The following is a 19,290-nucleotide window of genomic DNA, read 5'->3' as shown; positions in this document are numbered from 1 at the left end:
TTCTCCTGTGTGCTGCTGATGACTATACGCCACTCAGCCAGGGTGAAAATGCGCAAAAATTTGATGATGTTGTTGGATTTATTGCAACAAGGGAAGCTGACGCCGCTGGGATTCTGCTTCAGAGGCATCCAGTGAGTATAAACCACTGGCAGCCTCCTCGCGCCAGCGCGCCATCAGCTGACGGCGGCCGCTTAAGGCAAACTGCTGGCAGAGCGCCTGCGACGACTGATGCTGTAAGATAGCCGCGCGCAGCAGCGGCATCGGCGCCGGACTGTGCAATAACAGGCGCCCCAGCGCCGCCCGCGTGGCTTCAAAAGGGCGCAGCGCAAAAGCAAAGCCGGCTAACTCCAGCCAGTCCTGGCGGTCCGGCGCGCGTTCGCAGCGCGCTATCGCTTCAAGCGCCGGTTCATCGATAATTTCCTGCAGCCAGCCCAGCTCATCGTTAAACCGCTGGCGAGCCCGGGCAACCAATCGCTGGCCTGGCGGAGTTAACGGCCGCAGCGCCATCGCGGCATAGCAGCCGCTGCTGGCCTCACGCACGCTGCCGATACGCACCAGCTGAAAACCACACGCCTGCCAGAAGGCCGACAGCTCGGCGGTATAGCCAAAGCTGACAGAAATATACGCACACTCGCGCGCCTCCTGTAGCGCCAGCGCAACCAGCTGGCGGCCAACGCCCCGTCTGCGTAGCGCGGGCGCGACGGCGATGCGGCTGATGCGCCGCGCCCTGAGCCGGGGGGCGTCACGCAATCCGGCATGGGCGGCCAGCGACTGTGCGACCAGGTTGCCCGCAGGCCGCCGCCGCCCTGCCCAGATGCTGTCCGCTAACGCACTATCAAGGCCGCCCTCTTCCACCAGCCACAGGCCGCCCTGTACCTGATCCTGCTGCATCACCAGGCTGAAATGCTGTCCCGGCGCGTCCATCATGCGGCGCAGATCGAGCGGCGAGGTGCGGTAGTGGGCGCTGCACAGCAGCTGATAGAGCTGACTCAGCCGCGCCGGTGAATTCGCCCAGTCCTGCGGTTGCAAGCTGGACCAGCGTAATTCACCTTCGCTGCGAGCTAGTTGCGGTTCGGCAAAGATCAGCGCCTGCGTCAGCCAGCGTTCCAGCGGATCATGGATTGCCCAGCGCAGCGGCTGGTCAAGCGTCAGCATCCGTACCGCCGGCAGCGAGGCGCAGAATTTGAGGACGAAACCGCGGCCGGTGCCCTCATAGCCCTGAATGGTGGTGGTCAATAAAACCCTGGGAAACAACGCTATCAGCTGCCTCAACAGCGGCGCGGGGATGGCGGCAGCCTCATCAATCAGCAGCCAGTCACCCTCAGGCGGCGAGCCGGCATCGGATAATGCCAGCAGCCTGTCGGGGGCGATAAACTGAAAACGATCGCCGGCAAAAGCAGACAGTACCTCGGTTGAGACTTTGGCTGGCGCCGTCACCCAGCATACCCCTGGCCAGCGCTGGGCCAGCATGCCCGCCAGCGCCGACTTCCCGCGTCCGCGACCGGCGGTCAGCACGCTGATGCCCGGCGGGCTGGCGAGCAGCTGCTGGCAGAGCGCCTGCTGCTGCCGATCGCTGCTTTGCCAGCGGGGGAAAGCGCCGTTATCCGGCCAGCGCGGCGGCTGCCCCTGCTGATGCAGCAGCAGCTGCGGGTCGGACAGCAGGCGGCCGATGTGGCGGGTAAAATTCGGGGTTGCGATGGGCCGGGGCTGTTCGCTCCAGCGCAGCGAATCGTTATCGGGCTGTGCGTCCCAGTCCTCCAGAGGAGGCAGCAGCAACAGCAGCCAGCTGCCAGCGCGTAATGTCCCTGTCAGCGCCGCAAACGCCTCCGCATGAAAACCATCGCGGGCGTCAAACACCGCATGATGAAACTCTCGCCCCAGCAGCGTTCGCAGCTTGCCTGGCGGGCAATGCAGCGCCGACGGCGCCGATTCGCCCACCCATAGCCAGTCCCCTGGTAAGCGTTGCTGCCAGCATAACGCCTGCTGCAAACACCACAGGGCTTCGCCGCTCAGCACCGCCAGCCGGCGGATGCCACAGGCGGACATGTCGGCGCTAAGTTGTGAAAGCCGGTTCACCGGAAGGTATTACAATCAGCCGGGTTACCGCTGTCAAAGCCGCGTTTGAACCAGCTGTAGCGCTGCTGGGAAGTGCCGTGAGTAAAGCTATCAGGCACCACCCGGCCCTGACCACGCTGTTGCAGTCGGTCATCGCCAATCGCCTCCGCGGCATTCAGCGCCTGCTGCAAGTCGCCCGGCTCCAGAATCTCCTGCTGCTGCATGTAGTGACCCCACACGCCAGCGAAGCAATCCGCCTGCAGCTCCATTTTCACCGACAGCTGGTTTGCCTGGGTCTGGCTGACCCCCTGCTGCATCTGACGCACTTTGGGTTCGATGCCGAGCAGTTTTTGTACGTGATGGCCGACTTCATGGGCGATAACGTAGCCCTGAGCAAACTCACCGCCGGCCCCCAGTTTGTTTTTCATTTCATCGTAAAATGAGAGATCGATATAGACTTTACTGTCCGCCGGGCAGTAGAACGGCCCCATCGCCGCCTGCCCGCTACCGCAAGCGGTGCGCGTTACGCCGCGATACATCACCAGGGTGGGAGCCTGCCAGGTTTTGCCCATCTGATTAAACAGCTTCTGCCAGGTATCTTCGGTGAACGCAAATATCACCGAGGTAAATTTGGCCGCTTCGTCATCGCGCGCGGGGTTGCCGCTCTGCTGGCTGGGCGCGCTCAGCGAGGTCGAATCTCCCGTTAGCAGCGGCGTCAGATCGTAGCCGTAATAGCCGGCGATGATGACGATAGCTAATATGATTAAGCCGCCCTTGCCTCGCGGAATGCGCATTCGGCCACCGCCCACGGTGGGTTGATCGCGGCGGTCTTCAACATTGTCGCTTTCGCGATGGCCTCTCCAGCGCATAGATTTTCTCCATCAATGCTTAGTCATAATCTTGAGCAAATAAAATGGATTTTAGTCGGGAGTGTGGGTTAAAACCAGCGCGGCAGGCGGGAAAAGCGGCGCCCGACGGATATCGGGCGCCGGAAAAACATTAATCGAGGCTAACACCGAGACGGCGAGCAACCTCTTCGTAGGCTTCAATTACGCCGCCAAGGCTCTGGCGGAAACGGTCTTTATCCATCTTATCCATCGTTTGCTTATCCCACAGGCGCGCGCCGTCCGGGGAGAATTCGTCACCCAGCACCACTTCGCCGTTGAACAGGCCGAACTCCAGTTTGAAGTCCACCAGAATAAGACCGGCATCATCAAACAGCTTACTCAGCACCTGATTGGCTTTATAGGTAAGCTCACGCATGCGAGCTAGGTGCGCTTTACTCACCCAGCCAAACGTTTCACAGTATGATTCATTGATCATCGGATCGTGCATCGCATCATTTTTCAAAAACAGATCGAACAGCGGCGGATCCAGCAGGATGCCTTCTTCGACGCCAAGCCGTTTTACCAGCGATCCCGCCGCGCGATTGCGAACAACGCATTCAACCGGCACCATCTCCAGTTTTTTGACCAGCGCTTCATTATCGGACAGCAGGGCTTCCATTTGGGTCGGGATACCCGCCTGCTCCAGCTTGCTCATAATGAAGTAATTGAACTTGTTGTTCACCATGCCCTTGCGATCAAACTGCTCAATACGCGCGCCGTCGCCTGCTGACGTATCATTGCGGAATTCGAGTATCAGCAGATCCGGATTTTCGGTGCTGTATACGGTTTTCGCCTTGCCGCGATACAACTCAGCTTGCTTTTGCATCTTGATTAACTCCACACAGATAGCCAGATACTTGCCGCGCATTCGCTACGGTATCGTTTGCGCGGACGGAATAAAAAAGCCGGGATTTATCCCGGCCTGTTGATAACACTATTTGCTGAAGGCCGCCTGGAATACCGGCACCAGCGCATCGTTCTGCGACTGGGTTAACGTATGGCCTTTCGGATCCAGCAGCTGCAAGCTGCTGCGGTTGCCTAAATCGCCGACCTGAATTTTATAGTCGCCGTTCGCCAGACCGGGATCTTTTGCCGCCAGCTCATCCCAGGTGCTGCTACCGGGTGACTTGTAGGTCACGCTCAGGCTGCCCTGTGAATGGTTACTGTCGGTGACCTTCATGCCAATGCGCTCCAGCGAAGCCGGCAGGCGCTGCCATACGGTATTGAACGGCGCACGTACGATCAGGTCCGGCAGGCCGGTATCATCGGCACCGCTCTGCACATCCAGCTGAGCTGTGCTGCGATTCGCCGCCGCATTTTCACGGGCGTCTTCTGCTTTATCCAGTCCGGCGCTGAGCACGTTCAGCATCTGCGCCGTGTAGCGCTGGACTTCAGCCGACGAACTTATATCTTTGCCTTCCTGCTGCAATTGCAGTAAGCGTACGGTTAACAGCTGCTGATACCCCTGCTGCTGGACGCTTATCTGATAGCGACCGCGATACTGATGATCTTCATCAGCGCGATGCCACTGAATCCAGTCGGTCGTCAGTGACTGACTGGCGTCCTGCTGATCAACAATCGGGTAATGATTAGACTGCACCACGCCGACTACCTGCGACCACAGGTTGACGTTGCGCGCACCGTCCAGCATCAGCATGCCCGTGTTGCCGCTAAACTGAGTACGGGTGCCGTTCATTAACGCCAGGGCTTGAGCCGGAGGACGAATATCAAGCTTCTTGCCTACTGGCCCCTTGCTGGCAACAGCCGGCACGTCATAATCACCGTTTTGAATGGGTAAAATCATCCCTGCCGGAGCGTGTAACTCCTCAAGGCCCGGCGCTTTCAGATACTCGGCGCTATCGCTGACCTGACGTTTATAATGCTGATCGTTTGAACAACCGGCCAGCAGCATCGCGGTTGAAAGTCCCAGCGCAGTCACCAGCGCGGACCTTTTTACGGTAAAAGCCATCAATTCTCCCTAAAATTACAGCAGACCAGCCTGGGTCAACGCCTGCGCCACCACCGGCTCGGCAGCCGCGCCCAGCGGTGTCATCGGCAAACGCAGCGTGTCGTTTGCTATCAATCCCAGCCGCTTTGCCGCCCACTTCACCGGAATAGGATTGGGTTCGCAAAACAGCTGTTGATGCAGGTGCATCAGGCGCTGATTAAGACGGCGGGCTTCAGCGAAATTACCCTGTTCAGCCAGCTGGCAAAGCTGAGCCATTTCACGCGCGGCTACGTTCGCCGTAACGGAAATGACGCCCTTGCCGCCCAGCTGCATAAGGTCAAGCGCTGTAGCGTCGTCGCCACTGACGATAATGAAGTCATTACCAGCCAGCTCTTGGATCTGAGCAACGCGCGATAAGTTCCCCGTTGCCTCTTTGATTCCGATAATATTTTCGATCTTTGCCAACCGACCGACCGTTTCAGGCAGCATATCGCAACCGGTACGGGACGGCACATTGTACAGCATTTGTGGCAGATCGGTGCTTTCTGCGATGGCTTTAAAGTGTTGATACAATCCTTCCTGAGTCGGACGATTGTAGTAAGGTACGACGGTCAGACAGCCCGCCACGCCGGTGCCGGCAAAACGTTTCGTCAGGGAGATGCCTTCGGCGGTGGCATTGGCGCCGGTACCGGCGATGACCGGGATGCGGTCTTTCGCAAGATCCAGCGTCATCATCACGACATCGGCATGCTCATCATGCGTCAGCGTGGCGCATTCGCCGGTAGTGCCGACGGAGACAATAGCGGAGGTGCCGCTAGTGACATGATAATCGACTAATTTTTTCAGACTCGCGCGGCAGACATTACCTTTTTCGTCCATCGGCGTAACGAGTGCAACAATACTTCCCGTAAACATTGGCCATCCCCTCGACAAACAAGTGCTTCATGGTACGTTTGACCCAGGGTTAAAAGCAAGGGCGCATGGCGTTTCAGGCGCTTGTCAGCAGATTTTTTTATGTTTACCTTATTATCATTAGCATTCTGACAGGAATCCGTATTTTGCCGCAGTCACAGCAACATCATCTTGTGATTACCGCACTGGGCGTCGACCGTCCCGGTATCGTTAACACTATTACCCGCCACGTTAGTAGCTGCGGTTGCAATATTGAAGATAGCCGTCTGGCGATGCTGGGTGAGGAATTCACCTTCATTATGCTGTTGTCCGGCAGCTGGAATGCTATTAATCTTATTGAGTCAACCTTGCCGCTAAAAGGCGCCGAGCTGGAGTTGCTCATTGTAATGAAACGCACGCTGGCGCAGGAAAGGCCGCCAATGCCGGAAACCGTTTGGGTTCAGGTGGAAGTCGCTGACTCACCGCATCTGATCGAACGCTTCACTGATTTATTCGACTCGTATCAGATGAACATTGCCGAACTGGTTTCACGCACGCAGCCTGCGCAAGAAAATCAGCCACCTTTACTCTATATTCAAATAACCGCTCACAGTCCCGCCCGCCGGGATGCGTCGCAAATCGAACATGCATTCAACGTTCTGTGTACAGAACTGGGAGCTCAGGGCACTATTAACGTCGTGAACTACCCACAGCATGAAGAAAAAATGGAGATGTAGTGATGAATCCACTGAAAGCCGGTGATGAAGCACCGAAATTTAGCTTACCCGACCAGGACGGCGAGCAAGTGAATTTAACCGACTTCCAGGGACAGCGCGTTCTGGTATATTTCTACCCGAAAGCAATGACGCCAGGTTGCACCGTTCAGGCTTGCGGCCTACGGGATAACATGGACGACTTGAAAAAAGCCGGTGTTGATGTACTCGGCATCAGCACTGATAAACCAGAAAAGCTGTCTCGCTTTGCAGAAAAAGAGATGCTGAACTTTACGCTGCTTTCCGATGAAGACCATCAGGTTTGCCAGCAGTTTGGCGTCTGGGGAGAAAAAAGTTTTATGGGGAAAACCTATGACGGTATTCACCGCATCAGTTTTCTCATCGGTGACGACGGTAAAATCGAGAAAGTTTTCGATGATTTCAAAACCAGCAATCATCATGACATCGTGCTGGACTATCTGAAGTCTGCCTGAGCATACCCCGGCGGGCCGGTTAACCGGCCCGCGCTAAGCTATTCTCGCAGCGTTGGCGAAACGGCCTCATCCGGCCAGGCATGCATAACCGCTTTGATAAGGGTTGCCAGGGGAATAGCAAAAAATACCCCCCAGAATCCCCACATGTCGCCAAACACCACCACTGACATCATAATCACCAGCGGATGCAAATTAACCGCTTCGGAAAATAGCACCGGCACCAGCAGGTTGCCATCCAGCCCCTGAATGATGAGATAAATCGCCAGCATGGTCCAGAAATCACCGCCTGGCCCCCACTGGAACAGGCCGACGCAGATAACCGGAATGGTCGAAACCACCGCCCCGACATAAGGGATCAGCACCGAAACGCCCACCAGCACCGCCAGCAGTAACGCATAATTCATCCCGACAATGACGAAACCAAGCCAGGTGGCGATACCCACCACCACCATCTCCACCACTTTGCCGCGAATATAGTTAGTGATTTGCTGGTTCATTTCAAACCATACCTGGTCCGCCAGCCCGCGGTTACGCGGCAAAATGCGCAGCACGCTGCCCCATAGCTGCTCGCGATCTTTCAGCAGGAAAAACACCATGATCGGCACCAGAACCAAATAAATCGCCAGCGTCACCAGTCCGACCAGCGACGCCAGCGAGTATTTAACCACCTGCTCCCCCAACCCGCTGAGGCGGCTGCGTAAATCATTCACCACAATATCGATAATGCCGACGTCCATTAAGGTCGGAAAGCGTTCCGGCAGGCGCATTGCGTAGCGATAGAGGTTATTCAGCATGTTGGGTAAATCGTGGGTGAGGTTTATCCCCTGCTGCCAGGCGACCGGCACCACCACGAAGGTCAGAATCAATACAATGCCGGCAAACAGCAGCATAATCAGCGAAGCCGCCCAGGTGCGCGTACATCCCAGACGTTCAAGGCGCGCCGTCGGCCACTCAAGAAGATAGGCGATAACCAACGCGACCAGCAGCGGCGCGAGCAGGCCGTTAAAAAAGTAAATGATGCAAAAGGCACCAACCAGAATGATCAGCAACGCAATCGCCTGTGGATCGCTAAAACGTCGGCGATACCACTGCTTTAACAACTCCAGCATTCAAACCGCCTGTAGATAAAGATAAGTCCTTGCAGTGTACCCTAACCCGTGACGGCGGTAAGCCACATTTAACCATGATATGCGTACAACGCGCACGGCATACGAGCGCGAAATAAACGACAGTGCCACCCCCAGTTAGCTTTCGGACTCCAGCATGATAACCCGGTTGCGGCCGGCGTTTTTGGCCTGATACAGCGCCTCGTCAGCCTGCTTAAATACCCGCTCAATCGTGGTTTTCTGCGGATGCCAAAAGGCGACGCCGACCGAGAGGGTAATGTTGCCAACCCGGTCAAGCGGCTGCTGCGCGACGTGCTGACGTACGCGCTCAGCGATACTCAGGGCGATATCGGGCGCAGCGCCCGGTAAAATCATCAAAAACTCTTCGCCGCCGTTACGGCATATCACATCGGTTTTACGCGAACAGGCTTCCATCTGGCGCGCGACGCTTTTCAGCACCAGATCGCCGGTATCATGACCGAAGTTGTCATTAACCCGCTTAAAGTGGTCAATATCCAGCGCCAGCACGGCGAAAGATTGCTGAGTCGCGAGAAAATATTCCAGCACCGTATTCAAACCGCGCCGATTAAACAGTTGGGTCATAGGGTCGGTTTGCACCTCAACTCTGAGGCGGCCGATTTTGTCCTGTAGCAGGCCGATCCCCGCCAGCAAGGCGCGCTTAATCTGTAGCGCTTCGAAATACCAGGAGCGGATACTTTCTATTTCTGCCGAAACGCCCTGAACGTCCATTTCTCCGGCTTTACGCGCCAGTTGCCACAGCGGCAAGGCAATTAGCCGCGCCAGCAGCAGCGCGAAAAGCAGCGTCAGCAAGGCAAAAGGAACCGAATGTTTCAGCACCTGCAGCAGCAGGTCATCAAGCGGCGCCAGCGTTGTCGGCAACGGTTTCAGTGCCACAATGGTCCAGTTAGCGATCGGCACCACGGCATAACCCGCCAGCAACACGCCCTGTTTATCACGCACCACTTGCTGATAACCGCTGGTTTGCTGCGCCCGCAGCTGAGGGGAAATCAGCGGCTCAATCATCTGACCAATGACCTCATCATGCTGATGATAGAGCACGCGGTTATCTTCGTCGGTAACGAACAAACGGGTACCATCGCGATAAAATTGCTCTTCAAGCAGGGCATTAAGCACGCTGTGCTTTTTCAGGTAGATAGTACCGCCCACATAGCCGAGATAATCACCGTTGGCGGCAGTAATGGGCCAGGAGATCAACACGATCAGATTTCCGGTAGCGGAAAGTGAAGGCTTACTGATGAGCGGCTTACGCGCTGCCAGCGCCTGGCGCGTGGCGTTAGTATGCAGCCGCATACCTTTGAGCATTAAGGACTCGGGAGACACCGCCAGCACAACTCCCCTGGCATCAACCACCGCCACGGAATTGAAGCTGTTGGTCTGAGCACGCAGGCGCTCCACCTCACGTTGCAATAGCGCGGTATCGCTGAATCCTTTGCTCATCGCATTCGCGCTCCAGGCCAGCTGAGACTGCGCCTGCTGAAAAAAGATTTCCGTGGTGGAGGCCAGCTTGGTGGCATAAACCCGGTTCGCTTCCAGCGAATTGTTTATCAACACCGCCCGCTGCACGCGCCAGGTTGCGTAAAGCGCATTCGCCAGCGTAATCACAATGCTGGCAATCACCAGCAGCGTAATCAGCGTTTTTAAGTCCGTTTTAGGCCGCAGCAACCTTAGCATGCGAACTTTCCATTACGAATCATAATGTTGCGCCTTAGTGTATTTTTTGCGCCCTGACAGGATATTTACCTGTAAACATAACGCTATTGTACACTGACTGCACAACATAGGAATAATCTCAGCAACAACTGAAACGAATTATTTCTGTACGACGTCCCGCCAGGGTAAAAGGTGGCGGCATGGCTACATCGGCAGCAAAACGTACCCCTGTTTTTCCAGGGTACTGATAGTCGTCAGATTTGAAAGCGCATGTATAACGTGATCGTCTACCCAGTCGAAAGGATAGCGATGACCAGCAACCGCCTGATCGCACACCGTTACCTTCACTCCGGCTGCGGTAAGCTGACGGATAAGATCAAGATTAGGATTATCGACGCCAAAACGCTGATGGTAGCGCTGATTGTTCAGCACCACCGGCGTCGCAGTTCCGGCGATGGCGACAACAAACTTCAGCTGCGACAGCGGTACCCCTGACGCCACGTAAAGATTAACCGTACGGGCTACGTGATCCAGTTCATCATTAACCTTTTTGCGTGATTCCAAACCGTCCTGAACCTGAAAAACGATGTTATAGGTTTGATCCGGCTGAGGGCGGAACTCGCTGGCAGCAAGATAATGGATCTTGCCATAGCCTTTAATCGTCGGCGTCTGCCAGAAACCCGGCGCCAGCTGCGGACGCTCGTCCGTCAGCGCCGCAATTTTATTAGCGATCGCTGGCGCTTTTAGCGTCACCAGCGTCGTTAACAGTGCTATCAGCGCACATACCACATAGTGCCATAATGCCCGCACGTGTTCTCCTCCTGGAAGCAGGCGCCAGCCCGCCGGATTAATTACATTTGCAGGTAAGCGTAGCCCTGATTCTGCAAGGTGGAAACTGTAGTAGGACTTGAAAGCGCATGGGTCACTGACTTATCAATCCAGCTGTACTTATAGTGATGGAAGGCCACCGACTGATCGCAAACGGAAATGTCGACACCCTGATCGCGCAATTCGCTGATTAATTTCAGGTTGGGATTATCAACCCCATAAGCGGAATGGTAATGGGCGTTATCCAGCATTGCCGGCGTTCCGTCACCGGTTACTGAAACGACAAATTTCAACTTGTCCGCCGGAACGCCGGAGGCGATATAGAGATTAACCACGCGCGCGACGCGCTGCAGTCCGAGGTTGGCATCCTTCATATTGTTTTCGCTTTTCGTAATCTGGAAAACAATTTTATTGCTGTCCGTCAGACCCGGCTTATAGGCCGCATTTTGCTCATAGTGAATCTCCCCATAACCCGCAATGGCTGGCGTGGTCCAGAAACCTTCCGGTTCCGCTGGCGGACTGCTTAAACGTGCGCTGACCTTACTGACTATTTCCGGAGCTTTTGAAAAACTTGCCCCCACAAAGCCGGCAACCACGGCAATGACAACATAAGAGACAACCTGACGCATTCTGCTGATTCTCCACGCCAAAATGGAAGGATAACGTCGGACAAGCGACGTTGTGCTTAGGACCCAAGGAGATATAACACAGTCAGCGAAGATTGGCGGCGCGCAAAAATTGATAAACCCGGCAAAATGATTTCAGGTGAAATCATGCATTCAGAATCTGATTAGTAAAAGGTAACAATCACTAAATGAAATCAATTGAATGGCAGTACCAAAAATAACAGAAATTGTATATAAATAACGAATAAAGAAAGCCAATAAATTAAAAATACGCTAATAATCGTGGATCTGAAAATGTCAGCGTCAACCTATTGAGCGGCAATAAAGTTGTTAAAAATGCGAATGTAGCTCCATTTTTCCATTCGCTTTTTTTCAGAGTAAACCTACTCACGCTGGCTAATCAGTCAGTTTATTTGAAAAAGATTACATTTCTTTAAAAAGCAAAGATTGATTGGCGATCGAATAGTTAAGCCAGGTTAACTTTTTAACTCCCGTTAATTGATTGAGCGTTATTGTAATTTTCACCATTCAATACAGCGATAAGTTCGTCAGCCGACGATCAGTAAAATTGCATTTTTTTGTTCAAGTCACGCAATGTCGAGCAATAGATTCTCATATCACGCCGGGCTGGGTAGAATGGACGCAGAAATCCCACCGGATGCCGCAACGTTTTTATCGGCCCGGAGTCTAAATCATGACTTCTTGTCAGGAAAAGATGCATGCTTAAGCCGTTTAAAAAAAAGATTATCGCTTCTGCGCTAGCAGCCCTGATGGTGAACGCAGCAATACCGGCAAGGGCCGATATCACCGATAATCTGCCGGATATGGGCACCACGGCGGGCGGTACGCTGTCGATCAATCAAGAGCTGCAGATGGGCGATTTTTATGTCCGTCAGCTGCGAGCCAGCGCGCCGTTAATCAACGATCCGCTGCTCAATGAATATATCAATAACCTTGGACAGCGCCTGGTCTCCCACGCCTGGTCAGTCCGCACGCCTTTCCACTTCTTTCTGCTCCGCAACGATGAGCTGAACGCCTTTGCCTTTTTTGGCGGCAATGTCGTGCTGCACTCTTCGCTGTTTCGCTACGTGGATAACGAAAGCCAGCTGGCCTCCGTTATAGCCCATGAAATTTCTCACGTCACCCAGCGCCATCTTGCCCGTGCCATGGAAGAACTGCAGCGCAGCGCCCCGCTGACATGGGTAGGCGCATTAGGCTCAATATTACTGGCAATGGCCAATCCGCAGGCCGGTATGGCCGCGCTGACCGGTACGCTGGCGGGCACCCAGCAGGGCATTATCAGCTTCACCCAACAAAATGAGCAGGAGGCCGACCGTATCGGCCTGCAAGTATTACAGCGTTCAGGTTTTGATCCGCAGGCGATGCCCAGCTTCCTGCAAAAGCTGGCCGACCAGTCAAGCTACGGTCAAAAGCCGCCGGAAATGCTGTTGACTCACCCGCTGCCCGACAGCCGCTTATCGGATGCCCGCAACCGCGCAAACCAGATGAAGCCGGTGGTGGTGCAATCTTCTCTGGGCTTTTACATGGCGAAAGCGCGCGCGCTGGGGATGTACGCCACCGGACAGAATCAGCTTAGCGACGACCTTCTGCACAGCTGGTCGCAGGGTAATAGCCGGGAAAAAACCGCCGCCCAATACGGCAAAGCGGTGCAGTTTTTACAGGCCAAATCTTTTGCTGACGCCAAACGGATTATCGAACCGATGCTGGCAAGCGATCCGGACAACGTCTGGTATCTGGATATTATGACGGATATCGACATCGGCCTGAAAAAGCCACAGGATGCGATTCGCCGCTTGCTGGCGGCAAAAAATAAAAGCGACCCGGTGCTACAGCTGAACCTTGCCAATGCCTATGTCGAAGCCAACCAGCCGGCCGAAGCGACACGCATTCTTAATCGCTATACCTGGAATCACAAAGATGACGCCAACGGCTGGGATTTACTGGCCCAGGCCGACGCCGCGCAGGGACTCTCCAATGAAGAGCTGGCCGCCAGGGCCGAGAGCCTGGCACTCAGCGGTCAGCTGGATCAGGCCATCCGCGCCCTTAGCAGCGCCAGCTCGCAGTCGCGCCTCGGCAGCCTGGAGCAGGCGCGTTATGATGCGCGTATTGACCAGCTGCGCCGACTGCAACAGCTGTTCCAAAAATATCAGCGGTCCTGATAGCGACCAGGAGAAAAACAGTGTCTCAGGTAACGATTTATCATAACCCACGCTGCAGCAAGAGCCGCGAAACCCTCGCGCTGCTGGAAGCCGAAGGCGTTAAGCCGCAGGTCGTTCTGTACTTAACCACGCCGCCGGACGCGGCAACGCTGCAAACGCTGCTGCGCCAGCTAGGATTCAGCGAGGCGCGTCAGCTGATGCGCAGCGGTGAAAGCCTGTATCAGGAACTCAACCTTGCCAATCCCGCACTCAGCGAAGCGACGCTGCTGCAGGCCATGGCGGACAACCCAAAGCTGATTGAACGTCCGATTGTCATTGCTAACGATCGTGCGAAGCTGGGCCGCCCGCCACAGCAGGTGCTTTCATTACTCAAACAGGATTGATGCGCCCGGCGTAACAGCGCTAGAGGCCGAGAATTTCTTTAACGAAGGGAATGGTCAATTTGCGCTGGGCGCTGATTGAAGCGTGATCCAGACGATCGAGGGTAGTGAACAGCGTGCGCATTTCCCTGTCGAGGCGTTTTAACAGGAAGCGCCCGACGTCTTCGGGCAGCTCGAAACCGCGCTGGCGGGCGCGCAGCTGCAAAGCCTGGACTTTATCTTCATCAGATAGCGGCTGCAGACGGTAGATTTGCCCCCAGTCCAGGCGCGAGGCCAGATCCGGCAGCTGCAGATTCAGCTGGCGCGCGGGCCGGTCGCCGGTGATAATCAGCCGCGTTTTGCCACTTTCAAGAATACGATTATACAGATTGAAAATCGCCATTTCCCAGGGCTGATCGCCCGCCACGCACTCAATATTATCAATGCATACCAGCGCCAGTTGCTCCATGCCATCCAGCACCTCAGGAACAAACCAGGTCCGCTTATCTAACGGCACGTAGCCCACCGCCTGATTGCGCGCGGAAAGCTCGGCGCACGCCGCGTGCAGCAGGTGGCTGCGACCGCTCCCCTCGCGCGCCCAGATATAAAAATAGCTGCCGTGATCCCGCACCAGCGCGCCCTGCAACGCCGCCAGCAGCACCGAATTGTCACCCGGCCAGAAGCTGGCGAAGGTTTCATCATCTGGCAGATAAAGTGGCAGCGAAAGCTGCGCGGGCGTGTTCAGAATCACCTCGGAATTGAGCGGTAGAATACCGTGCTGAGTTTATCACAATTCAGCGCCGGAAATGAAACGGACGGCTGGCCCCGTCCGCCGATGATCATTAACGATCGTTCTCCGGTGCTTCAAGCACCACTTCTTCCGGGCGCAGCAGCGAAATAGCCTTGAAAATCAGGCTAAGCACTACGCCAACTATCGTTGCCAGCGCCATCCCTTTCAGCTCGGCGGCGCCGATATGCACCCGGGCGCCGCTGACGCCGATAATCAGGATCACCGAGGTCAGGATCAGGTTTTGCGCTTTGTTATAATCCACCTTTGACTCAATCAGCACCCGCACCCCGGATGCCGCAATCACCCCGTACAGCAGCAGTGAAACGCCGCCCATTACCGGCACCGGCACCGCCTGAATGGCAGCCGCCAGCTTGCCGATACAGGAAAGCAGGATAGCCAGAATTGCCGCCCCGCCGATAACCCAGGTACTGTAGACGCGGGTAATCGCCATCACACCAATATTCTCACCATAGGTGGTATTCGGCGTCGAACCGAAGAAACCGGAGATCACCGTGGAAATGCCGTTAGCAAACATTGAGCGGTGCAGGCCAGGATCTTTTATCAGATCTTTTTTAATGATATTGGCCGTCACCACCAGGTGGCCGACGTGCTCGGCAATGACCACCAGCGCGGCGGGAACAATCGTCAGCATCGCCGCCCAGTCAAACTGCGGCTGATAGAACGTTGGCAGCGCAAACCAGTGGGCCTGCTGAACCGGCGTCCAGTCAACAACCCCCATAAAATATGACAACGCATAGCCGACCAGTACGCCGATCAGAATCGGGATAATGGCCAGAAAGCCGCGAAACAGCACCGAACCGAACACCGTCACCGTCAGAGTAACCATGGAGATAATAATGGTTTTACCGTCCACGCTCGCGCCATCGGCAGGCAGCAGCCCCGCCATATTGGCCGCAACGCCCGCCAGCTCCAGACCGATGACTGCGACGATAGCCCCCATCGCCGCCGACGGGAACATCACCTCCAGCCAGCCGGAGCCGGCCTTTTTCACTATCAGCGCCACCAGGCAAAACAGCACGCCGCAGAGAATAAAACCGCCGAGCGCTTTTTCATATCCCAACGGCAGCAGCAATAAAACCGGCGAGATGAAAGCAAAGCTGGAACCGAGATAGGCGGGTATTTTTCCTTTACAGATCAGCAGATACAGCAGCGTGCCGACGCCATTGAACAGCAATACCGTTGCCGGATTAATATGAAACAGGATGGGCACCAGCACGGTGGCGCCAAACATAGCGAACAGATGCTGAAGGCTAAGTGGAATCGTTTGCAGCAGCGGCGGCCGCTCGCTGACGCCAATGGCACGACGAGTCATTGAATATCCCCTTGAGTTGTTTTTTATTAAAAAAAAGCCGACTCTGCGGTCGGCTTTAACGGTTATTTGGTACCAAATATCTTGTCCCCGGCATCGCCGAGCCCGGGAATTATGTAGCCTTTTTCATTCAGCCCCTGGTCGATTGACGCCGTGTACAGCTCCACATCGGGATGAACCTTCTCCAGCGCGCGGATCCCCTCCGGCGCCGCCACCAGCACCAACACTTTAATACTGGTGCAGCCGGCATTTTTTAACAGGTCGATGGTGGCGATCATCGAGCCGCCGGTGGCGAGCATCGGGTCAACCACCAGCGCCATGCGCTCATCCATACTGGAAGCCAGTTTCTGGAAGTACGGTACCGGCTCCAGCGTCTCTTCATTACGATAAACGCCAACCACGCTGATCCGGGCACTCGGCACGTGCTCCAGCACGCCTTCCATCATGCCAAGACCGGCACGCAGAATCGGCACCACGGTAATTTTTTTGCCCTTGATTTGTTCAATGTCTACCGGACCGTTCCAGCCTTCGATGGTCACTTTCTCGGTTTCCAGATCGGCAGTCGCTTCATAAGTCAGCAGGCTCCCCACTTCCGACGCAAGCTCGCGAAAACGCTTGGTGCTTACATCGTGCTCGCGCATCAGACCCAGTTTATGTTTGACGAGTGGGTGTTTGACTTCCACGATCTTCATTCGTTGGACTCCCGGAGTGTGTTAGCTGCAAAAAAAAATCGCGAGATTATACCGCCTTTTGTCAAGGCTGCCAGATGTAATGGATCAAATGTGCGTAATTTCATTAAGCATCAGCCAAAATTCACCGGGGCGCAATGTGGTAAAGATGGCACTCGCAAACGATTGCTCACGCTGCTAGAATTGCCGCGCTTTCATTAACATCACCAACCGCAACCGCGTGGGGATTTCGCAGTGACCGACAAAACCTCTCTGAGCTACAAAGACGCCGGCGTTGATATTGATGCCGGCAATGCGTTAGTTGACCGAATTAAAGGCGTGGTAAAGAAAACGCGTCGTCCTGAAGTCATGGGCGGTCTGGGAGGCTTTGGCGCCCTGTGCGCCCTGCCGCAAAAATACCGTGAACCGGTGCTGGTTTCCGGTACCGATGGCGTTGGCACCAAATTGCGCCTGGCAATGGATCTTAAACGTCATGACACCATCGGCATCGACCTGGTGGCGATGTGCGTTAACGATCTGGTTGTTCAGGGTGCGGAACCCCTGTTCTTTCTCGACTATTACGCCACCGGCAAGCTGGATGTGGAAACGGCGGCGAGCGTGATAACGGGCATTGCCGAAGGATGCCAGCAATCAGGTTGCGCACTGGTCGGCGGCGAAACGGCGGAAATGCCGGGGATGTATCACGGTGAGGATTATGACGTCGCCGGCTTTTGCGTCGGCGTGGTGGAAAAATCAGAGATCATCGACGGCAGCAAAGTGCAGGACGGCGATGTCCTGCTAGCGCTCGGCTCCAGCGGCCCTCACTCTAATGGCTACTCTCTGGTACGAAAAATTCTTGAAGTCAGCAACACCGATCCCAACAGCGTCCAGCTGGAAGGTAAATCGCTGGCCGATCACCTGCTGGCCCCCACGCGCATCTACGTAAAAAATCTGCTGAGTCTGATTGAGCAGGTTGACGTTCACGCCATCGCTCACCTGACGGGCGGCGGCTTCTGGGAGAACATTCCGCGCGTATTGCCGGACAACACCCAGGCGGTAATCGATGAATCCAGCTGGCAATGGCCTGCGGTATTCAGCTGGTTACAGCAGGCAGGCAATGTCAGCCAGCATGAAATGTATCGCACCTTTAACTGCGGCGTCGGCATGGTCATCGCGTTGAGCGCGGAGGCTGCCAGCCAGGCGATAAAACTGCTGTCCGATGCGGGCGAACAGGCGTGGCAAATTGGCCACATTAAAGCGTCAAACGCCGCTGAACGCGTGATTATCGCATGAAAAAGATAGTCGTGCTGATCTCCGGCGACGGCAGCAATTTGCAGGCGATCCTTACCGCCTGTCAGCAGGGCAAGACTGGCGGCCAGGTGGTCGCCGTCATCAGCAATAAAGCCAGCGCTTACGGACTGCAGCGCGCGCGTGACGCGGGCCTACCCGCCGTCGCGCTGGCGCCGGCAGCTTTTGCCGATCGTCAGGCCTTTGACCGCCAGCTGATGGCGGAAATCGACGGCTTTCAGCCCGACCTGGTGGTGCTGGCGGGCTATATGCGCATCCTGAGCGACGCGTTTGTCCAGCGCTATACCGGGCGGATGCTTAACGTGCATCCGTCTTTGCTGCCAAAATATCCAGGGCTAGATACCCACCGCCAGGCGATTGAAAACGGCGATGCGGAACACGGCACCTCAGTGCATTTCGTGACGGAAGAGCTGGACGGCGGTCCGGTTATTCTACAGGCGCGGGTGCCGATATTTGCCGATGACAGCGTTGAGGAAGTACAGGCGCGGGTTCAGCATCAGGAACATGCTATCTATCCGCTGGCCATCGCCTGGTTCTGCGCTGGCCGCCTGCAGATGCGCGACGGCGCGGCCTGGCTTGATGGTCAGCAGCTTGCGCCGCAGGGCTACGCGGCGGAATAGATCAGCCGAAGCGCCCTGTAATGTAATCTTCGGTTCGCTTCTGGCGCGGTGAAGTGAACAGATCGTCGGTAACGCCAAACTCCACCAGCTGCCCCTGATGCATAAACGCGGTGAAATCAGAAACCCGCGCCGCCTGCTGCATATTATGGGTAACCAGTATCAGGGTGAAATGCTGCTTCAGCGTGGTCATCAGCTCTTCAATGACCAACGTCGAAATCGGATCGAGCGCGGAAGTCGGTTCGTCGAGCAGCAACACTTCTGGCTCCACGGCGATGGCGCGGGCGATGACCAGCCGCTGCTGCTGGCCCTGTGACAGCGTCAGGGCGTTCTTGCGCAGCATTCCGCGCACCTCAGTCCACAGCGCCGCCGCCCGCAGCGCCCGCTCCATGGCTTCATCCAACACCCGACGATCCCGTACGCCCTGTAATCGCAGGCCGTAAACCACATTTTCGTAAATCGATTTGGGGAACGGATTCGGCCGCTGAAAGACCATCCCAACCCGTCGGCGCAGCCCGACCAGGTTTACGTCTGCCGATAAAATACTCTTATGCTCAAGCCGGATGTCACCTTCAACCCGGCAGCCATCGGTCAAATCATTCATCCGGTTCAGGCAGCGCAACAGCGTCGATTTACCGCAGCCGGAGGGGCCGATCAGCGCGGTAATGCGGTTGCGCGCTATCTTCAGGTTGATGTTACGCAGCGCCTGATGCGCGCCATACCACAACGACAGGTCATCGAGCGATAACAGGGTTTGCTGGTCTTCTTGCATCAGCGAAGTAGTCATCATATTCCGTT

19 protein-coding genes are annotated in these 19,290 nt (G+C 55.7%); 6 read left to right on the top strand and 13 right to left on the bottom strand.

What is annotated here, in order from left to right:
* Nucleotides 1-78 precede the first annotated feature (78 nt).
* The 5 genes from BTJ39_RS15370 to dapA all read right to left on the bottom strand — a co-directional run bounded on the left by BTJ39_RS15370 (nt 79) and on the right by dapA (nt 5,805).
* Entirely contained in the window at nt 79-2,076 is a 1,998-nt protein-coding gene (locus tag BTJ39_RS15370) for a tRNA(Met) cytidine acetyltransferase TmcA (RefSeq protein WP_078003572.1), read from the bottom strand.
* Nucleotides 2,073-2,924 carry a KPN_02809 family neutral zinc metallopeptidase gene (gene ypfJ / locus BTJ39_RS15365; RefSeq protein ID WP_078003571.1) on the bottom strand — a complete coding sequence of 284 codons (852 nt, stop codon included), beginning with the start codon at nt 2,922-2,924 and terminating at the stop codon, nt 2,073-2,075. Before ypfJ ends, BTJ39_RS15370 begins: the two co-directional genes overlap by 4 nt.
* A 130-nt stretch (nt 2,925-3,054) precedes the next feature.
* The gene (purC, locus tag BTJ39_RS15360) at nt 3,055-3,768 is read right to left on the bottom strand and encodes a phosphoribosylaminoimidazolesuccinocarboxamide synthase (protein ID WP_078003570.1); all 714 of its coding nucleotides are present in this window, start codon (nt 3,766-3,768) and stop codon (nt 3,055-3,057) included.
* A gap of 108 nt (nt 3,769-3,876) precedes the next feature.
* On the bottom strand, nt 3,877-4,911 hold the full coding sequence (gene bamC / locus BTJ39_RS15355) for an outer membrane protein assembly factor BamC (RefSeq protein WP_078003569.1): 1,035 nt from the start codon (nt 4,909-4,911) through the stop codon (nt 3,877-3,879).
* A gap of 15 nt (nt 4,912-4,926) precedes the next feature.
* Entirely contained in the window at nt 4,927-5,805 is an 879-nt protein-coding gene (gene dapA, locus BTJ39_RS15350) for a 4-hydroxy-tetrahydrodipicolinate synthase (RefSeq protein ID WP_078003568.1), read from the bottom strand.
* A 143-nt stretch (nt 5,806-5,948) separates the two neighbouring features.
* On the opposite strand from dapA, the gene BTJ39_RS15345 reads away from it, so the two are divergent.
* Together BTJ39_RS15345 and bcp are read left to right on the top strand one after the other, a co-directional pair.
* Nucleotides 5,949-6,518 (top strand): glycine cleavage system transcriptional repressor, encoded by a 570-nt coding sequence (locus BTJ39_RS15345; protein ID WP_078003670.1) that lies wholly within the window; start codon nt 5,949-5,951, stop codon nt 6,516-6,518.
* Between the two features lie 2 nt (nt 6,519-6,520).
* Nucleotides 6,521-6,988 (top strand): thioredoxin-dependent thiol peroxidase, encoded by a 468-nt coding sequence (bcp, locus tag BTJ39_RS15340; RefSeq protein ID WP_078003567.1) that lies wholly within the window; start codon nt 6,521-6,523, stop codon nt 6,986-6,988.
* Between the two features lie 38 nt (nt 6,989-7,026).
* Here bcp and BTJ39_RS15335 read toward each other — a convergent pair whose 3' ends face one another.
* The 4 genes from BTJ39_RS15335 to BTJ39_RS15320 all read right to left on the bottom strand — a co-directional run bounded on the left by BTJ39_RS15335 (nt 7,027) and on the right by BTJ39_RS15320 (nt 11,243).
* Complete coding sequence (locus BTJ39_RS15335) at nt 7,027-8,097, bottom strand: AI-2E family transporter (protein WP_078003566.1); 1,071 nt, start codon at nt 8,095-8,097, stop codon at nt 7,027-7,029.
* A 135-nt stretch (nt 8,098-8,232) separates the two neighbouring features.
* Nucleotides 8,233-9,807 (bottom strand): sensor domain-containing diguanylate cyclase, encoded by a 1,575-nt coding sequence (locus tag BTJ39_RS15330; RefSeq protein ID WP_078003565.1) that lies wholly within the window; start codon nt 9,805-9,807, stop codon nt 8,233-8,235.
* A gap of 183 nt (nt 9,808-9,990) precedes the next feature.
* Nucleotides 9,991-10,596 (bottom strand): DsrE family protein, encoded by a 606-nt coding sequence (locus BTJ39_RS15325; RefSeq protein ID WP_096777742.1) that lies wholly within the window; start codon nt 10,594-10,596, stop codon nt 9,991-9,993.
* Between the two features lie 41 nt (nt 10,597-10,637).
* Nucleotides 10,638-11,243: a DsrE family protein gene (locus BTJ39_RS15320; RefSeq protein ID WP_078003564.1), complete on the bottom strand. Its 606-nt coding sequence runs from the start codon at nt 11,241-11,243 to the stop codon at nt 10,638-10,640.
* A gap of 716 nt (nt 11,244-11,959) precedes the next feature.
* On the opposite strand from BTJ39_RS15320, the gene bepA reads away from it, so the two are divergent.
* Both bepA and arsC read left to right on the top strand, forming a co-directional pair.
* Nucleotides 11,960-13,420 carry a beta-barrel assembly-enhancing protease gene (gene bepA, locus BTJ39_RS15315; RefSeq protein WP_078003563.1) on the top strand — a complete coding sequence of 487 codons (1,461 nt, stop codon included), beginning with the start codon at nt 11,960-11,962 and terminating at the stop codon, nt 13,418-13,420.
* Nucleotides 13,421-13,440: 20 nt separating this feature from the next.
* Complete coding sequence (arsC, locus tag BTJ39_RS15310; protein ID WP_078003562.1) at nt 13,441-13,803, top strand: arsenate reductase (glutaredoxin); 363 nt, start codon at nt 13,441-13,443, stop codon at nt 13,801-13,803.
* 19 nt (nt 13,804-13,822) lie between these two features.
* On the opposite strand, the gene hda is transcribed toward arsC, so the two are convergent.
* The 3 genes from hda to upp all read right to left on the bottom strand — a co-directional run bounded on the left by hda (nt 13,823) and on the right by upp (nt 16,591).
* Nucleotides 13,823-14,524, bottom strand: a complete 702-nt coding sequence (gene hda / locus BTJ39_RS15305) for a DnaA inactivator Hda (protein ID WP_241825929.1) — start codon at nt 14,522-14,524, stop codon at nt 13,823-13,825.
* Nucleotides 14,525-14,621: 97 nt separating this feature from the next.
* On the bottom strand, nt 14,622-15,902 hold the full coding sequence (uraA, locus tag BTJ39_RS15300; protein WP_078003560.1) for a uracil permease: 1,281 nt from the start codon (nt 15,900-15,902) through the stop codon (nt 14,622-14,624).
* A 62-nt stretch (nt 15,903-15,964) separates the two neighbouring features.
* Nucleotides 15,965-16,591, bottom strand: a complete 627-nt coding sequence (gene upp / locus BTJ39_RS15295) for a uracil phosphoribosyltransferase (protein ID WP_078003559.1) — start codon at nt 16,589-16,591, stop codon at nt 15,965-15,967.
* Between the two features lie 231 nt (nt 16,592-16,822).
* On the opposite strand from upp, the gene purM reads away from it, so the two are divergent.
* Together purM and purN are read left to right on the top strand one after the other, a co-directional pair.
* Nucleotides 16,823-17,860 (top strand): phosphoribosylformylglycinamidine cyclo-ligase, encoded by a 1,038-nt coding sequence (gene purM, locus BTJ39_RS15285; RefSeq protein WP_078003557.1) that lies wholly within the window; start codon nt 16,823-16,825, stop codon nt 17,858-17,860.
* Nucleotides 17,857-18,495, top strand: coding sequence for a phosphoribosylglycinamide formyltransferase (purN, locus tag BTJ39_RS15280; protein ID WP_078003556.1), 639 nt, complete (start codon nt 17,857-17,859; stop codon nt 18,493-18,495). The genes purM and purN overlap by 4 nt, the downstream gene beginning before the upstream one ends.
* 1 nt (nt 18,496) lies before the next feature.
* On the opposite strand, the gene pstB is transcribed toward purN, so the two are convergent.
* The gene (pstB, locus tag BTJ39_RS15275; RefSeq protein ID WP_422386042.1) at nt 18,497-19,279 is read right to left on the bottom strand and encodes a phosphate ABC transporter ATP-binding protein PstB; all 783 of its coding nucleotides are present in this window, start codon (nt 19,277-19,279) and stop codon (nt 18,497-18,499) included.
* Between the last annotated feature and the right edge of the window lie 11 nt (nt 19,280-19,290).

Source organism: Izhakiella australiensis (assembly GCF_002006995.1).
Classification (GTDB): domain Bacteria; phylum Pseudomonadota; class Gammaproteobacteria; order Enterobacterales; family Enterobacteriaceae; genus Izhakiella; species Izhakiella australiensis.
Note: the sequence above shows the minus strand (reverse complement) of the source record. Positions and strands in the feature narration are given on the sequence as shown.

Excerpts from the sequence above, each read along its gene's own strand:
- bcp (WP_078003567.1), top strand. The coding sequence starts at position 6,521 with ATGAATCCACTGAAAGCCGGTGATGAAGCACCGAAATTTAGCTTACCC.
- uraA (WP_078003560.1), bottom strand. The coding sequence starts at position 15,902 with ATGACTCGTCGTGCCATTGGCGTCAGCGAGCGGCCGCCGCTGCTGCAA.
- BTJ39_RS15330 (WP_078003565.1), bottom strand. The coding sequence starts at position 9,807 with ATGCTAAGGTTGCTGCGGCCTAAAACGGACTTAAAAACGCTGATTACG.
- purN (WP_078003556.1), top strand. The coding sequence starts at position 17,857 with ATGAAAAAGATAGTCGTGCTGATCTCCGGCGACGGCAGCAATTTGCAG.
- BTJ39_RS15320 (WP_078003564.1), bottom strand. The coding sequence starts at position 11,243 with ATGCGTCAGGTTGTCTCTTATGTTGTCATTGCCGTGGTTGCCGGCTTT.
- bamC (WP_078003569.1), bottom strand. The coding sequence starts at position 4,911 with ATGGCTTTTACCGTAAAAAGGTCCGCGCTGGTGACTGCGCTGGGACTT.
- pstB (WP_422386042.1), bottom strand. The coding sequence starts at position 19,279 with ATGACTACTTCGCTGATGCAAGAAGACCAGCAAACCCTGTTATCGCTC.
- dapA (WP_078003568.1), bottom strand. The coding sequence starts at position 5,805 with ATGTTTACGGGAAGTATTGTTGCACTCGTTACGCCGATGGACGAAAAA.
- purC (WP_078003570.1), bottom strand. The coding sequence starts at position 3,768 with ATGCAAAAGCAAGCTGAGTTGTATCGCGGCAAGGCGAAAACCGTATAC.
- BTJ39_RS15335 (WP_078003566.1), bottom strand. The coding sequence starts at position 8,097 with ATGCTGGAGTTGTTAAAGCAGTGGTATCGCCGACGTTTTAGCGATCCA.
- ypfJ (WP_078003571.1), bottom strand. The coding sequence starts at position 2,924 with ATGCGCTGGAGAGGCCATCGCGAAAGCGACAATGTTGAAGACCGCCGC.
- bepA (WP_078003563.1), top strand. The coding sequence starts at position 11,960 with ATGCTTAAGCCGTTTAAAAAAAAGATTATCGCTTCTGCGCTAGCAGCC.
- upp (WP_078003559.1), bottom strand. The coding sequence starts at position 16,591 with ATGAAGATCGTGGAAGTCAAACACCCACTCGTCAAACATAAACTGGGT.